The sequence below is a fragment of the Streptomyces sp. NPDC030809 genome (genome assembly GCF_055572195.1).
The window spans coordinates 54,074-67,344 of sequence record NZ_JBVIDV010000006.1; the positions used below are offsets into that span (position 1 = coordinate 54,074).

General features: G+C 74.4%; 14 protein-coding genes and 5 tRNA genes. 9 read left to right on the forward strand and 10 right to left on the reverse strand.

Annotated elements, in window-relative coordinates; genetic code table 11:
* Positions 1-167 precede the first annotated feature (167 nt).
* Together ACZ407_RS10345 and ACZ407_RS10350 are read left to right on the forward strand one after the other, a co-directional pair.
* Positions 168-581, forward strand: coding sequence for an SsgA family sporulation/cell division regulator (locus ACZ407_RS10345; protein ID WP_004002642.1), 414 nt, complete (start codon positions 168-170; stop codon positions 579-581).
* Between the two features lie 193 nt (positions 582-774).
* Positions 775-1,332 carry a CGNR zinc finger domain-containing protein gene (locus tag ACZ407_RS10350; RefSeq protein ID WP_468127204.1) on the forward strand — a complete coding sequence of 186 codons (558 nt, stop codon included), beginning with the start codon at positions 775-777 and terminating at the stop codon, positions 1,330-1,332.
* A gap of 27 nt (positions 1,333-1,359) precedes the next feature.
* On the opposite strand, the gene ACZ407_RS10355 is transcribed toward ACZ407_RS10350, so the two are convergent.
* Together ACZ407_RS10355 and ACZ407_RS10360 are read right to left on the reverse strand one after the other, a co-directional pair.
* The gene (locus ACZ407_RS10355) at positions 1,360-1,572 is read right to left on the reverse strand and encodes a hypothetical protein (protein WP_468127606.1); all 213 of its coding nucleotides are present in this window, start codon (positions 1,570-1,572) and stop codon (positions 1,360-1,362) included.
* 68 nt (positions 1,573-1,640) lie between these two features.
* Entirely contained in the window at positions 1,641-2,081 is a 441-nt protein-coding gene (locus ACZ407_RS10360; RefSeq protein WP_468127206.1) for a hypothetical protein, read from the reverse strand.
* Between the two features lie 252 nt (positions 2,082-2,333).
* Here ACZ407_RS10360 and ACZ407_RS10365 point away from each other — a divergent pair, with 252 nt between their 5' ends.
* The gene (locus ACZ407_RS10365) at positions 2,334-2,861 is read left to right on the forward strand and encodes a DsbA family protein (RefSeq protein WP_468127207.1); all 528 of its coding nucleotides are present in this window, start codon (positions 2,334-2,336) and stop codon (positions 2,859-2,861) included.
* A gap of 110 nt (positions 2,862-2,971) precedes the next feature.
* Here ACZ407_RS10365 and ACZ407_RS10370 read toward each other — a convergent pair whose 3' ends face one another.
* The 3 genes from ACZ407_RS10370 to ACZ407_RS10380 are packed head-to-tail and all read right to left on the reverse strand — an operon-like array spanning position 2,972 to position 5,739.
* On the reverse strand, positions 2,972-3,820 hold the full coding sequence (locus ACZ407_RS10370; RefSeq protein WP_468127209.1) for a GNAT family N-acetyltransferase: 849 nt from the start codon (positions 3,818-3,820) through the stop codon (positions 2,972-2,974).
* Between the two features lie 42 nt (positions 3,821-3,862).
* Entirely contained in the window at positions 3,863-4,684 is an 822-nt protein-coding gene (locus ACZ407_RS10375; RefSeq protein ID WP_468127210.1) for an aminotransferase class IV, read from the reverse strand.
* Positions 4,681-5,739 (reverse strand): chorismate-binding protein, encoded by a 1,059-nt coding sequence (locus ACZ407_RS10380; protein WP_468127212.1) that lies wholly within the window; start codon positions 5,737-5,739, stop codon positions 4,681-4,683. The genes ACZ407_RS10375 and ACZ407_RS10380 overlap by 4 nt, the downstream gene beginning before the upstream one ends.
* A gap of 178 nt (positions 5,740-5,917) precedes the next feature.
* On the opposite strand from ACZ407_RS10380, the gene ACZ407_RS10385 reads away from it, so the two are divergent.
* From ACZ407_RS10385 to ACZ407_RS10405, 5 genes are all read left to right on the forward strand, one after another.
* Positions 5,918-5,990 (forward strand) — tRNA-Gly (locus ACZ407_RS10385).
* A 38-nt stretch (positions 5,991-6,028) separates the two neighbouring features.
* Positions 6,029-6,102, forward strand: a tRNA-Cys gene (locus ACZ407_RS10390).
* A gap of 1 nt (position 6,103) precedes the next feature.
* Positions 6,104-6,175: transfer RNA gene (locus ACZ407_RS10395), tRNA-Val, on the forward strand.
* Between the two features lie 34 nt (positions 6,176-6,209).
* Positions 6,210-6,281, forward strand: a tRNA-Val gene (locus tag ACZ407_RS10400).
* A 39-nt stretch (positions 6,282-6,320) separates the two neighbouring features.
* Positions 6,321-6,392: transfer RNA gene (locus ACZ407_RS10405), tRNA-Val, on the forward strand.
* A gap of 150 nt (positions 6,393-6,542) precedes the next feature.
* Here ACZ407_RS10405 and ACZ407_RS10410 read toward each other — a convergent pair.
* The 3 genes from ACZ407_RS10410 to ACZ407_RS10420 all read right to left on the reverse strand — a co-directional run bounded on the left by ACZ407_RS10410 (position 6,543) and on the right by ACZ407_RS10420 (position 8,304).
* Complete coding sequence (locus ACZ407_RS10410) at positions 6,543-6,821, reverse strand: TFIIB-type zinc ribbon-containing protein (protein WP_468127214.1); 279 nt, start codon at positions 6,819-6,821, stop codon at positions 6,543-6,545.
* A 66-nt stretch (positions 6,822-6,887) separates the two neighbouring features.
* On the reverse strand, positions 6,888-7,862 hold the full coding sequence (locus ACZ407_RS10415; RefSeq protein WP_468127216.1) for a phosphotransferase family protein: 975 nt from the start codon (positions 7,860-7,862) through the stop codon (positions 6,888-6,890).
* 262 nt (positions 7,863-8,124) lie between these two features.
* Positions 8,125-8,304 (reverse strand): hypothetical protein, encoded by a 180-nt coding sequence (locus ACZ407_RS10420; protein WP_468127218.1) that lies wholly within the window; start codon positions 8,302-8,304, stop codon positions 8,125-8,127.
* A gap of 621 nt (positions 8,305-8,925) precedes the next feature.
* Here ACZ407_RS10420 and ACZ407_RS10425 point away from each other — a divergent pair.
* Positions 8,926-10,122, forward strand: coding sequence for a serine/threonine-protein kinase (locus tag ACZ407_RS10425; RefSeq protein WP_468127579.1), 1,197 nt, complete (start codon positions 8,926-8,928; stop codon positions 10,120-10,122).
* Between the two features lie 776 nt (positions 10,123-10,898).
* Here ACZ407_RS10425 and ACZ407_RS10430 read toward each other — a convergent pair.
* Together ACZ407_RS10430 and cobA are read right to left on the reverse strand one after the other, a co-directional pair.
* Positions 10,899-11,717, reverse strand: a complete 819-nt coding sequence (locus ACZ407_RS10430; RefSeq protein ID WP_468127220.1) for a TrmH family RNA methyltransferase — start codon at positions 11,715-11,717, stop codon at positions 10,899-10,901.
* 203 nt (positions 11,718-11,920) lie between these two features.
* Positions 11,921-13,150 carry a uroporphyrinogen-III C-methyltransferase gene (gene cobA, locus ACZ407_RS10435; RefSeq protein WP_468127222.1) on the reverse strand — a complete coding sequence of 410 codons (1,230 nt, stop codon included), beginning with the start codon at positions 13,148-13,150 and terminating at the stop codon, positions 11,921-11,923.
* Positions 13,151-13,271 lie beyond the last annotated feature (121 nt).

The window sequence follows — 13,271 nt, forward strand, 5'->3', positions numbered from 1 at the left end:
CTACCGGAGCCCCCAGCACACGGGAACGTCCTCGGGGATCCGCCGTACGAGGTACCTGAAGAACCACAAAACGGTCAGAGGGGTTTACAACGGCACCGTAGGTGGCATGTCGATTTCGCCGACGTGCGAATCCCCGAGCGCACACTGAGCGAAAGGCCCTGGCGCTTATGAACACCACGGTCAGCTGCGAGCTGCACCTGCGCCTCGTTGTGTCGAGCGAGTCCTCACTGCCTGTACCCGCGGGCCTGCGGTATGACACGGCCGACCCCTACGCCGTGCACGCCACCTTCCACACCGGAGCCGAGGAAACGGTCGAGTGGGTGTTCGCCCGCGACCTCCTCGCCGAGGGCCTCCACCGGCCCACCGGCACCGGAGACGTCCGTGTCTGGCCGTCCCGGAGCCACGGCCAGGGCGTCGTGTGCATCGCCCTGAGCTCACCGGAGGGAGAAGCCCTGCTGGAAGCACCCGCACGGGCGCTGGAATCGTTCCTGAAGCGGACGGACGCCGCGGTCCCACCAGGCACCGAGCACCGGCACTTCGACCTCGACCAGGAGCTCTCCCACATCCTGGCGGAAAGCTGAGCCAGCACGAGCACCGCTCCACACCGTCCGACTCGGGGCGACGGTGTGAGCTGGACAACCACATACGGCAGTACCGGCGCTGTTCCCGCGGGAGCCACCTGCGGGGACGGCGCCGGTGCGCTTTCCGGGGAGCCGCTAAAGTCGGCCAGCATCGGCGGGAACCTCCTGCCAGCAGCCCCAGGGAGCGGATCACGTGCAGATTCCCCACGACACCCGTCGCGCCCTCGACGTCGTCGTCGACCTGGTGAACACCGCGCCCGAAGCGGACCAGGCCGACGGACTGTCCGACCTCGGGGCCCTGCGCGATTTCGTGCGCGAGCACGAGATCAGCGACGTCGGTGAACTGGGCGCACGGGATCTCGCGGGGGTCCGCGCCGTCCGGACCCGGTTCGCCCAGGTGTTCGGAGCCAAGAGCGCCCGGATCGCGGCCGGGGTGATCAACGAGCTGGTGGCCGCGGCCGGGACCACCCCTCGGCTGACGGACCACGACGGCTACGACTGGCACGTGCACTACTTCGCCCCGGGCGCCTCCGTCGGCGACCACATCGCCGCGGACTGCGGGATGGCCCTCGCCTTCATCGTCGTCTCCGGGGAGCGGGAGCGGCTGCGGCGCTGCGAGGCCCCCGACTGCCGGCGTGCGTTCGTGGACCTGTCCCGCAACCGCTCGCGGCGCTACTGCGACAGCCGCACCTGCGGGAACCGCCTGCACGTCGCCGCGTACCGGGCCCGGCGCAAGGAAGCGGGCGAATAGTTCCGGCGCCGCCCGCCGGCCGGGCGGTCACAGCAGGAACAGGTCGTGCATCGCGGCCATCAGCAGCAGGGCGGCGATGACCGCCAGGAAGATCATCAGCGGGGGCTGGGACAGCGCGTACAGGCAGCCGCGGGCCTCGGGGGCGGGCGGCGGCGGTTCGGCGGCGCCGGCGGAAGCCGGCAGGGGCGCGGCCGCTGCCGCGACGACGGGGGCCTCGCCCCTCGGGGTGTTCGGTGGCATCTCGGGGCGATGATGGCGCAGCCCGCCGCCGGCCCGCCCTCAACACGCCCGCCGGACGGGCCAGTTCGTCAGATCCCGTGCTTTTTGAGAATCGCTTCGATGTCGGAGAAGTCATCCGCGGGAGCGGTGGCCTCGGGCCGCGCGGGGCCGGGGGCCGGAGCGGGGCGGCCGCCGAGCGGGGGTGCGGAGGCCGCAGGGGCCACGGCCCCGGGACCGGCCGCGGAGCCCGCCTTGCGCTCCTTGCGGCCGCCGGTCCCGCGGCGCTCCACCAGCCGGGCCGTCGTGAAGAGCAGCCAGGCCAGGCCGAGGACGCCGAAGCCGATCCACACGCTCGGCCTGAAGACGATCCCGGACAGCCAGTCCACGACCCCGGTCATGACGAGGCCCAGCGGGACCAGGGCGTACGCGGCGATCCGGGTGGCCGCCAGGAACCGCTTGCGGTAGGCGGTCAGCGCCGCAAGGCCCAGGCCGGCCGCGGACACCGCGGAACAGATGGTCTCGGCAAGCATGCGGTCCTCCAGCTCGGCGGGCCCCGGACGGCGCCGGGGAGGCGGTCTCCCTCCATCCTGCACCGCCCGGCCGCGGACGGGCCATGTCCGCGGGCGGCCCCTACCGGATCTCCGGGGGATCTCCGGGGCGGTCCTCCTCCTCAGGGAGCAGGGCGCGGGGCGGATCCCGGGGGCGGCGGGCCGGAACGGGTGCCGGACGGGGCGGGTGGGCCAGGTTGGGGCCGTGCTGCGGCGGCTGGAAGACTGGGGGGCATGAGCGATTCCCAGCCCGCAACCGCCGAAACCGCCAACGCCCCGGTCGTCCTGGAGGTCTGGTGCGACCTCCAGTGTCCCGACTGCCGAAGCGCCCTGGAGGACCTGCGCGCCCTGCGGTCCCAGTACGGCGAGCGGCTCGACATCCGGCTGCGCCACTTCCCCCTGGAGAAGAACAAGCACGCCTTCGCCGCCGCCCAGGCCGCCGAGGAGGCCGCCGAGCAGGGCCAGGGCTGGCCGTACGCCGAGGCCCTGCTCGCGCGGACCGAGGAGCTGGGCGGGCGCGGCGAGGCCGTGCTGCTCGAGGTGGCCCGCGAACTCGGCCTGGACGCCGAGGAGTTCGACGGCGCGCTGATCGACGGCCGGCACATCCTGATCGTCGACGCGGACCAGGCCGAGGGCAAGGCGATCGGCGTGACCGGCACGCCGACGTACGTCATCGGCGGGGAGCGCCTCGACGGCGGCAAGAGCCAGGAGGGGCTGCGCGCCCGCATCGTGGAGATCGCCGACCGCCTTCTCGGCGCCTGAGTCCGCGGCGCCCGCACGCCGGCTCCGCCCGCCGGGCGCAAGCGGCCGGAGGCCTGCCCCCGGAACGCCCGGCGGGACGGCCTCCGCCCGGCCCGGTCCGGCCCCGGCGGCTAGATCAGCTCCTTGCCGTAGTTGAACGAGCTGGGCCGGTAGCCCAGGGACTCGTACAGCCGCAGCGCCGGGGTGTTGCCCGCGAAGACGTTGAGTCCGATGACCTGCGCCCCGGCGGCCAGGGCCACGTCCTCGGCGAGCAGCATCAGCGAGCGGCCGTGGCCCCTGCCCCGCTGCTCCTGCGCCACTTCCACGTCGAAGACGAAGGCTCCGGGGCGGCCGGGGACCACGTCCTCGCGCCGGGAGACCCACAGCGTGCCCAGGGCGGTTCCGTCGGCCTCCTGCTCCAGCACCCGCATCCAGACCCCGGGGGTGGCGAGCCCGGCGGAGAGCATCGTGTCGTGGTCGGCGAGCGACTTGGCCCTCGCCGCCTCGGCAGGCAGCCCGCGGTCCGCCCACTCCTGGGCGTAGTTGTCGATGGCCCGGGCCAGCCAGGGCCCGTACTCCGCCTCCGTCATCGGCCGCCCGGCGACTCCGGCCGGCAGTGTGCGGGGGCCGCCTTCGAGGTCCTTGACCATGTTCCGGGAGACCTCGCGGTAGCCGAGGGAGGCCGCCAGCCGGTTGCCCGCCGCAGAACCGGCGGGGACCGAGGCCCGCACCCGGCGGCAGCCCCACGAGCGCAGCACCTCCTCGGCGGCGAGGGCGGCGACCGCGCCGCGGCCGCGCCCCCGGTCGGGCTCGTCGATCCGCAGCCCTCTGATCTCGCCCAGGACGGGCCCGAAGGGGGTGTCAGAGCCGAGTTCGAGGGCGCCGACGTGCCGGCTGTTGACGCAGACCGCGTAGGCGCGCACCCGCGCCCCGCTGCTGCTCTGCTGGAGCGGCCCGGTCGGCCGCAGGGTGGTGGTCATCAGTCGAGTTGTACCTGCCCCGCGGCCGTCCGTCACCGGCAATTACGGGTCGAGGTCGGCGCCCGCCATCTCATCGAACACGCGCATGGCCTTGGCGGTGACCGGGCCGGGCGCGGCGGCCGGCACCCGGTCGTCGACCCGGTGGACGGCCTGGACGTCGCGCAGGGTGGAGGTCAGGAAGATCTCCTCGGCGCTCTGCAGCACCTCGAAGGGCAGGTCCGTCTCCTTGGCGCCGGTCCACTCGACGACGAGGGCCCGGGTGATGCCGGCGAGGCATCCGGAGGGCACCGGCGGGGTGTGGAGCTCTCCGTCGAGGACCACGAAGACGTTGGAGCCGGTGCCCTCGCAGAGCCGGCCGACGGTGTTGGCGAAGAGGGCCTCGGAGGCCCCGGCGCGGTTGGCGCGGGCCAGCGCCACGACGTTCTCGGCGTACGAGGTGGTCTTGAGCCCGGCGAGCGGGCTGCGCTCGTTGCGGACCCAGGGCACGGTGATCACGGCCGTGGAGTCGGGGCGGCGTGTGGTCTCGCCGAGTGCCACGACGAGGGTCGGGCCGGTCTCCCCGCGGTCGGAGCCGAGCGGGGAGAGGCCGCCCGTGTACGTGATGCGCAGCCGGCCGAGCGGCATGGGGTTGGCCTGCAGGACGGCCTCGCAGCCGCGGCGGACCTCGTCGAGGTCGGGGTCGGGCAGGCCCAGGCCGCGTGCGGAGCGGGTCAGCCGGTCCAGGTGGCGGGTGAGGGCGAAGGCCCGCCCGTCCACCGCCTTGAGCGTCTCGAAGACGCCGTCCCCCACGGTCAGCCCGTGGTCGAACACGGACACCTTGGCGCCGTCCGCGTCCCGCAGCTCTCCGTCGAGCCAGATTCTCACCGTACGGTCCCTCCACTCGCCTGGTACGTACCCGACGCTACCGCGAGCAGCCGGGAGGCCTTGAGCTCGGTCTCCGCCCATTCGCGCTCGGGGTCGGAGCCCCAGGTGATGCCCGCCCCGGTGCCGAAGCGCAGGCGGGGGCCGCCGGGGGCCTCGCGGTCGATCCAGAAGGTGCGGATGCCGACGGCGAGCTCTCCGGTGCGCCGGTCTGCGTCCACCCAGCCGATGCCCCCGCAGTAGGGGCCGCGGGGGGCGGTCTCCAGCTCCTCGATGATCCGCAGGGCGGAGGACTTGGGTGCGCCGGTGACGGAGCCGGGCGGGAAGGCGGCGGCGAGCAGCCCGGGCCAGCCGGCTCCGTGGGCGATCTCGCCGCGGACGGTGGAGACGAGGTGGACGAGCCCGGGGTGCTCCTCCACGGCGCACAGCTCGGGGACGGTCACGGATCCGGTGGTGCAGACGCGGCCGAGGTCGTTGCGGACCAGGTCCACGATCATCACGTTCTCGGCGTGGTCCTTGGGCAGCAGGTCGGCCGCGGTGCGGCCGGTGCCCTTGATGGGTCCGGACTCCACGATGTGACCGGTCCGGCGGAGGAAGAGCTCCGGGGAGGCGGTGGCGATCTCCACCCCGTGGGCGGGCAGCCGGATCGTTCCTGCAAACGGTGCGGGGTTCCCGCGCGCGAGCAGGGACGTCAGGGCGTCCACGTCGGCCCGGGCCGGGTCGGGGAGCGGAGCGGACAGCACCCGGCACAGGTTGGCCTGGTAGACCTCGCCCGCCGCGATGTACTCGCGGATCCGCCGGACCCCGGCCACGTAGGCCTCTCGGTCCAGGGAGGAGGTCCACTCCCCCGCGGTGGGGCCCAGCCAGGCGCCCGGGACGGGCTCGGGCACGGGGTCGGGGCGTATGTCCCCGAAGCGGGCGCAGACGAGGCGCCCCTCGAAGTCGGCCGAGACCGCCCAGAAGCCGGTGGACTCCAGGGCGCTCGGATCACTGGTCACGTCGCGCAGGTCGGTCGCGAGAAGGCCGCCGAAGCGGGCCATGGGTGGCAGGTCGTGCACGGCTGCGAGTCTATGGCGGGTGGCGGTCCGGCGCCGGTGAGACGCCGTGCGGGCCGCCCCGCCGTGAACGTACGGCAGCACGCTGCACAAACGCGTTTTTGAGCTGGCCCCGGAATCCGCTAGAGTTCAACACGTCGCCGGGGAGCGAAGGAAAAAACCCCAAGCAACACGGCGACATGCGGACGTGGCTCAGTTGGTAGAGCATCACCTTGCCAAGGTGAGGGTCGCGAGTTCGAATCTCGTCGTCCGCTCGAAGTGGGGGATCTTCCCGAGAACCCCTGCAGCTCCTGGTGGAGTGGCCGAGAGGCGAGGCAACGGCCTGCAAAGCCGTCTACACGGGTTCAAATCCCGTCTCCACCTCCAAGGACGATTAGCTCAGCGGGAGAGCGCTTCCCTGACACGGAAGAGGTCACTGGTTCAATCCCAGTATCGTCCACTGGATCTCCGGATCCCGGATCTTCGGATCCCCCGCGCGATTAGCTCAGCGGGAGAGCGCTTCCCTGACACGGAAGAGGTCACTGGTTCAATCCCAGTATCGCGCACGCAACACCCTGACCTGCGGTCTCCGGACCGTGGTTCCCGCGCGATTAGCTCAGCGGGAGAGCGCTTCCCTGACACGGAAGAGGTCACTGGTTCAATCCCAGTATCGCGCACCGCCCGGAAGCCCCGGCCGTCTCGACGGCCGGGGCTTCTTCGTGCGTACGGACCGGGCGGCCGCGGGCCGCGGGACGCGCGGGCCCGGAGACGCGCGAGGACGGCGTCCCGTGCGGAGACGCCGTCCCGTGTGCCGTCCTGGCAGGAGGTCAGGAGGAGAAGAGCATCCGGCCGAAGCCGCGGTGGTGGCCATGGCCGCCGTGGTGGTGTCCGTGGTGCTGGGGAGCGCCCCAGGCGGGGGCCTGGCCGGCCGGGTAGGCGGGCGGGGCCGGCGGCGGCGGGACCTGACCGTACTGGCCCTCCATGCGGGTCAGGGCCTCCAGCTCTCCGTAGTCCAGGAATATGCCGCGGCAGCCGCTGCACTGCTCGATCTGAACACCGCTGCGGTTGTACGTGTGCATGATGGCGTGGCACTTCGGACACTGCATGATCGGCTCAACTCCTCGCCGTCGGGCTTCGTCACCGGATGCATGCCCGGTGACGTGGAGTTCACCCTACGACGGAGGGACCTGCTCCAAGTCCGGCGGGAGTGTGCCGATTCGGGCACAGCTTTGCACCACGAGCAGCTCCACCTCGTCGAGTCCGCGGTCCTCCGCGTGCGCCTTGGCCAGGGCCAGCGCGGCCGTCTGGACGGTCAGCGCCCGGGCTGCCACGTCGAGTTCCGGCCAGGGGTCGGTCCCGGCGGGGCCCGCCGCGGGGCCGCCGGACTCCCGGTAGGCGGCCAGGAACCGGTCCCACACCTCGGGGCCGAGCAGCCCGGCCGCGTACCAGGCCGCCGGGCGGGCCAGGTCCCAGGCCGGGTTCCCGAGCCCGAGGTCGTCCACGTCGATCAGCAGCCACGGGCCGTCCGGCGCGGGGTGGCGCACGAGCTGTCCCAGGTGCAGGTCCCCGTGGCAGAGCACGGACGCGGGCGGGGCCGGGGCCTCGCCGCGGGCCCAGGCGGGCAGCCGGGCCGCCGCGGCGCGCACGACGGCGGCCTGCGGGTGCGGGCCGGCGGCCGCCATCCGGGACAGGGCCCTGGCCACCTTGTCGGGCCCCCGCATCGGCGGCACCGGTCCGGGCAGCGCACCGGCCGGCACCCGGTGCAGCCGGGCCAGCAGCCGGGCGGCGTCCTCCCAGGGCGCGGCCTCGGGGCGCTCCGGGTCCACGGGCTGGCCGTGCGGCCACGCGGACACCGGCCGGCCCCGGAGCAGGGTGGTGAGGGCGCCCTCGGGGGCGGTGACGGCGAGCGGGGGCAGCAGGATGCCCTGCAGCGGCGGGGCCGCGGCGATCCCGATCCGCACCGCCAGGGCCGCATGGTCGGTGTCGCGGGCATGGGCCTTGACGACGACCCCGCCGTTGCGGACGACGGTGCCGTCGGGGCGGTCGGCGAGCAGGATGTGCTGCCGCGGCACTCCGAGGCGCTCCCGGGGTCCCCCCGCGGCGCCCTGGACGGCCAGGGCGGCCAGCTCCGCGGCAAAGCGGTTCATGAGTTCCCCCAGGTCGTCGGGCCTGCAGGGATCGTACGCGCAGGGGTGCGCGGTGTGCCCGGCGTACGCGTCGGGGATGCGTCCGGTCGCCGCAGCGGTCCCGGTCGGGGCCGGGCGGGCGTGCACGCGAAAGGGTGCTGCCCGTACGACTCCCCAGTCGTACGGGCAGCACCCTTTCCCTGCCGTCCGCGGCACCCCCGTCCCCACGGGGCTGGTGGCCGATGTCCCGGCCCGGGCCGCTCTCCCGGACCCGGGGCGCCGCTCAGCGCCCCAGCATCACGCCCACGGACGACGCCTGTGTGACCACCGCGTCCCAGCCGCCGAAGACGACGACCAGGAGGGTGGCGAGGGGGAGGACCATGGCCACGGCCACCAGCGGGTGGCGCGGGGCGGTCTTCGCGCCCCGGGTGCGGATCAATGTCCGGCCTGCCGTGAAGGCCATGTCCCTCTCCCTTTCGCTCTGTGCCTGCAGGTTGGCAGCGGCGGGTGTCTGACCTCGGGGGACGAGTGCTTTCACCCGCCGCTTGCCTTCCACAGTAGGTGTGTGCGGCCGCCCGGTCCTCATGCCCTCGTACCCTTTCCCGGGCCTCCGGGAGGATGAGGCCCGTGTGCCCCGTGTACTCCCCTGGGTGGAGACGGCGCCCCCTCTATGGGGGACTTCCCGGAAGGGTCGGCCGCGGGGGAGCTCCGTACGGGCGGACACTGCGCGGCACCGAGTGCACCACGCAGAGTGACTTCGATCACTTCCTGCTCCTGTCTGTCCGGTGTGCGCCCGCCGCCGGGTGCCGGCACGGGCCCGCCCGCTCCCCTTGCGCCCCTCCCCCGCGCCGGCGCCCGCGGGCGGCCGCCGGAGGCCGCCGGGTCGCCCCAACGCCCTTGCACACGGGGAATCTTGGTGGCTCGAACGGTACGGTGTGCGGAGCCGGCGAGCGGTTCTGACCAACCCTCAAGTGTCGCGCCCCGTACTGACAATCGAATTCCGGGCCGAGGGCGCGGCCTCTGAGCACACATGGCGGATGGTCCGTAAGCTGTGCCACGTCAACAGGACGACCGGGCACACGGGGTGGACATGGCGATGATGCGGCTCCGGCGCGAGGACCCGCGTGTCGTCGGCTCGTTCAGGCTGCACCGGCGGCTCGGTGCGGGCGGCATGGGCGTGGTCTACCTCGGCTCCGACCGCCGCGGCCAGCGCGTCGCCCTGAAGGTGATCCGTCCGGACCTCGCCGAGGACCAGGAGTTCCGCTCGCGCTTCGCCCGCGAGGTGCAGGCGGCCCGGCGGATCCGCGGCGGCTGCACGGCCCGGCTGGTGGCGGCCGACCTGGACGCGGAGCGCCCCTGGTTCGCCACCCAGTACGTGCCGGGGCCCTCTCTGCACGACAAGGTGGCCGAGGAGGGCCCGCTGTCGGCCGCCCAGATCGCCGCGATCGGGGCCGCGCTCTCGGAGGGCCTGGTCGCCGTCCACGAGGCCGGGGTGGTCCACCGGGACCTGAAGCCCTCCAACATCCTGCTGTCGCCCAAGGGGCCGCGGATCATCGACTTCGGCATTGCCTGGGCCACCGGTGCGAGCACCCTCACCCATGTGGGCACGGCCGTCGGCTCCCCCGGCTTCCTGGCCCCGGAGCAGGTGCGGGGCGCGGCCGTCACCCCCGCCACGGACGTGTTCGCGCTCGGGGCCACGCTGGCGTACGCGGCCACCGCCGACTCCCCCTTCGGGCACGGGAGTTCCGAGGTGATGCTGTACCGCGTCGTGCACGAGGAGCCGCAGCTGTACGGGGTTCCCGACGCGCTCGCCCCGCTGGTGCACGCCTGTCTGGCCAAGGACCCGGAGGAGCGGCCGAGCACGCTGCAGCTGTCGATGCGGCTCAAGGAGATCGCGGCCCGCGAGGCGCAGGGGCTGTCCGACGCCCGTCCGCCCGCCCAGCGGGGCGTACCGGAGCGGCCCGGCGGGCGGCTGGCGGAGCAGTACGCGCAGCAGCGCACGGAGCGGCGGGCGGCGGGGACGCCGACGCCGCGGCCCTCGCAGTCCTCCCGGCCGGGCGGGGCCCCGGGAACGGCGTCCGAGCGGCGCGGGCCGGGTGGGCGTCCGCCGGCGCCGCGGACCGGGTCCCGGACCGGGGGGCGGGCGGCGGCGCCTCGCACCACCGGGGCGGGGCGGCGGGCGAGTGGTCCGGACCGGCGGCTGCTGCGGCAGCGGCTGATCGTGTTCGTGGTGGTCACGCTGATCGTTGCACTCGGCATCGCGGCGGCCCAGAAGCTGTAGCCCCCCGGGGCTCCGCGCCCGCACCCCGCGCCTCAATCGCCGGCGGGGCTTGGGTTGGGGGCTCCGCCCCCGGGCCCCCGCGCCTCAAACGCCGGCGCGGCTGAATTGCCGCCGTGCGGCACCCCCGGCCTCCGGCCCGGATACGCGGCGCGACTCCGGGGCGAAGCCCCCAGCCTTCGGCCTCACGAGGCCCATTCCAGCCCTGCCGGGCACGCTCTAGCCTCGTCGGCGCTTGAGGCGCGGGGCGGAGGCCCGGGGCCCCATTCCAGCCTCGCCGGGCACACGTCCAGCTTCACGGGGCAACCTCCAGCCTCGCGGGGCACATTCCAGCCCCGCTGAGCCGATTCCAGCCTCGCCGGGGGGGGGGGGGGGGGGGGGGGGGGGGGGGGGGGGGGGGGGGGGGGGGGGGGGGGGGGGGGGGGAGAGGGGAAGGGGGGTGGGGGGAAAACACCCCTAAGCGCAACCGTGTTAGCCCTTCCTTCCCCCCCCCCCCCCCCCCCCCCCCCCCCACCCCCCGGCGAGGCTGGATTTGCCCCCGCGGGGTCGGAGTCCGACCGGCGGGATCGGGCACCCGGCACGGAAGAGCCGCAGGGGCAGGGCAGCGAGCCACGGAAGAGCCGACCCGCAGGGGCAGGGCAGCGAGCCACGGAAGAGCCGACCCGCAGGGGCAGTGCGGCGCGGAGGAGCCGGGTCGTAGGGGCAGCGCGGCGCGGAAGAGCCGACCCGCAGGGGCAGGGCAACGGGGCGCGGGAGGGCCGGATCGTAGGGGCAGGGGGTTACGCGTGCGGGCGGCCCGTGGCTACCGCGTAGAAGGCCACCGCCGCAGCCGCACCGACGTTCAGGGAGTCCACCCCGTGGGCCATCGGGATGCGGACCCACTCGTCCGCGGCCCGCAGGGCCTGCGTGGAGAGCCCGTCGCCCTCCGCGCCGAGCATGAGGGCGACCCGTTCCAGCGTGTGGGGGGCGGCGTCGTCGATGGCGGAGGCCTTCTCGTGCGGGGTCAGGGCAAGGAGCTTGAAGCCCGCCTCGCGGACCGCCTCCAGCCCCCGGGGCCAGGCCTCCAGCCGCGCGTACGGGACGGAGAACACCGCGCCCATCGAGACCTTGACCGACCGCCGGTAGAGCGGATCCGCGCAGTCCGGGGAGAGCAGGACGGCGTCCATGCCGAGGGCCGCGGCGCTGCGGAAGATGGCGCCGATGTTGGTGTGGTCGTTGACCGACTCCATGATCACGACGCGGCGGGCGGTCGCGAGGAGCTCCTCCGCCGTCGGCAGCGGCTTGCGCTGCATGGAGGCGAGGGCCCCGCGGTGCACGTGGTAGCCGGTGACCCGCTCGGCGATCTCGGGGCTGACGGCGTAGACCGGGGCCGGGAGCTCGTCGATGACGTCCTTCATGACGTCGACCCACTTCGCGGAGAGCAGCATGGACCGCATCTCGTAGCCGGCGCTCTTGGCCCGTCTGATGACCTTCTCGCCCTCGGCGATGAACAGGCCTTCGGCGGGCTCGCGGCGGCGCCGGAGTTCGACGTCGGTCAGTCCCGTGTAGTCGCGCAGGCGCGGGTCGTCGGGGTCTTCGACGGTGATGAGATCAGCCACAGGGTGATACTGCCTTGTCCTGGGTGTGGTGCCAACGCCGGAAGCGAGATCCGCTACCGGCGGTTACAGGGCCGGGCCGGGTCCGGCCCCGAGTGGTGGAAGCGGGTGCCCCGGCCCGGAGCGAAGCGGGTGCCCCGGCCCGGAGCGCGGTGCCCCGCGTGCGGAGTCCCGGGCCCGGCCGAGGACCGGACGGGCCCCGCCCGTCACCCCGCGAGCGGCGGGATGCCGACGTTCACGACCTCGCCGATGACGATCACGGCCGGCGGCCGGACGTCCTGGGTTCGGACGGTCTCGCCGACCGTGGCCAGGGTGGCGTCCACCCGGCGCTGGGCGGCCGTGGTGCCCTCCTGGACGACGGCGACGGGGGTCTCCGGGGCGCGGCCGCACTCCACGAGGCGGGCGGCGATCGCGCCGATCTTGTCCACGCCCATGAGGACGACGAGGGTGCCCGTCAGCTTGGCCAGGGCGGCCCAGTCCACGAGGGAGCGCGGGTCCTCGGGGGCGACGTGCCCGCTGACGACGGTGAACTCGTGGGCCACCCCGCGGTGGGTGACCGGGATGCCGGCCGCGGAGGGCACCGAGATGGAGCTGGAGATGCCCGGGACGACGGTGCAGGCGATGCCCGCCTCGGCGAGGGCCTGCGCCTCCTCCATGCCCCGGCCGAACACGTACGGGTCGCCGCCCTTGAGCCGCACCACGGCCTTGCCGGCCTTGGCGTGCTCGATCAGCGCGTTGTTGATGGCCTCCTGGGCCATGAAGCGACCGTACGGGATCTTCGCCGCATCGATGACCTCGACGTGCGGCGGGAGCTCGTCCAGCAGGTCGCGGGGGCCGAGCCGGTCGGCGATGACCACGTCGGCCTCGGCGAGCAGCCGGCGGCCGCGCACCGTGATCAGGTCCGGGTCCCCGGGGCCTCCGCCGACCAGCGCCACGCCCGGGTTGTGCGGACGGTCGCGGTGCGCCGGGGCGGCCAGGGAGCCGTCCCGCAGGCCTTCGACGATGGCGTCGCGCACGGAGGCGGAACGGCGGGGGTCGTTGCCGGTGAGGACGGCCACGGTGACGCCCTCGCTGCGGCCGGTGGCCGGGGTCCAGGCGGTGGCCGCCTCGGCGTCGTCGCTGCGCACGCACCAGATGCGGCGGCGCTCGGCCTCGGCCGAGACGCGGTCGTTGGCCTCCCGGTCGCGGGTGGCCACGAGCACGTACCAGGCCCCGTCGAGGTCGCCCTCCTCGTACCGGCGGCGCTCCCAGCGGATCTCGCCGGTCTCGGCCATCACGTCCACGGACGGGGTGGCGGACGGGGAGATCAGCAGGACGTCGGCCCCGGCGGCGACCAGGGCGGGCAGGCGGCGCTGGGCGACCTGGCCGCCGCCGATGACGACGACGCGGCGGCCGGTGAGTCGCAGGCCGACGGGGTACGCGGGGGTGTCTGCCATGGCGGTGCGGCTCCTGGTGCGGCGGTTCTGCTGTGCCGCTGCTGCGCTGGAGCGGCCTGTCGGGGTGTGACGTGCGGTTTTGCTGGTGGTGCAGGGTCCACGATACGGCGGGGCGGGGGCA

What these genes read in the sequence shown, in the direction of transcription:
- ACZ407_RS10345 (WP_004002642.1), top strand. Translation starts at nt 168, where the DNA reads ATGAACACCACGGTCAGCTGCGAGCTGCACCTGCGCCTCGTTGTGTCG.
- ACZ407_RS10355 (WP_468127606.1), bottom strand. Translation starts at nt 1,572, where the DNA reads ATGCCACCGAACACCCCGAGGGGCGAGGCCCCCGTCGTCGCGGCAGCG.
- ACZ407_RS10360 (WP_468127206.1), bottom strand. Translation starts at nt 2,081, where the DNA reads ATGCTTGCCGAGACCATCTGTTCCGCGGTGTCCGCGGCCGGCCTGGGC.
- ACZ407_RS10365 (WP_468127207.1), top strand. Translation starts at nt 2,334, where the DNA reads ATGAGCGATTCCCAGCCCGCAACCGCCGAAACCGCCAACGCCCCGGTC.
- ACZ407_RS10370 (WP_468127209.1), bottom strand. Translation starts at nt 3,820, where the DNA reads ATGACCACCACCCTGCGGCCGACCGGGCCGCTCCAGCAGAGCAGCAGC.
- ACZ407_RS10410 (WP_468127214.1), bottom strand. Translation starts at nt 6,821, where the DNA reads ATGCAGTGTCCGAAGTGCCACGCCATCATGCACACGTACAACCGCAGC.
- ACZ407_RS10415 (WP_468127216.1), bottom strand. Translation starts at nt 7,862, where the DNA reads ATGAACCGCTTTGCCGCGGAGCTGGCCGCCCTGGCCGTCCAGGGCGCC.
- ACZ407_RS10420 (WP_468127218.1), bottom strand. Translation starts at nt 8,304, where the DNA reads ATGGCCTTCACGGCAGGCCGGACATTGATCCGCACCCGGGGCGCGAAG.
- cobA (WP_468127222.1), bottom strand. Translation starts at nt 13,150, where the DNA reads ATGGCAGACACCCCCGCGTACCCCGTCGGCCTGCGACTCACCGGCCGC.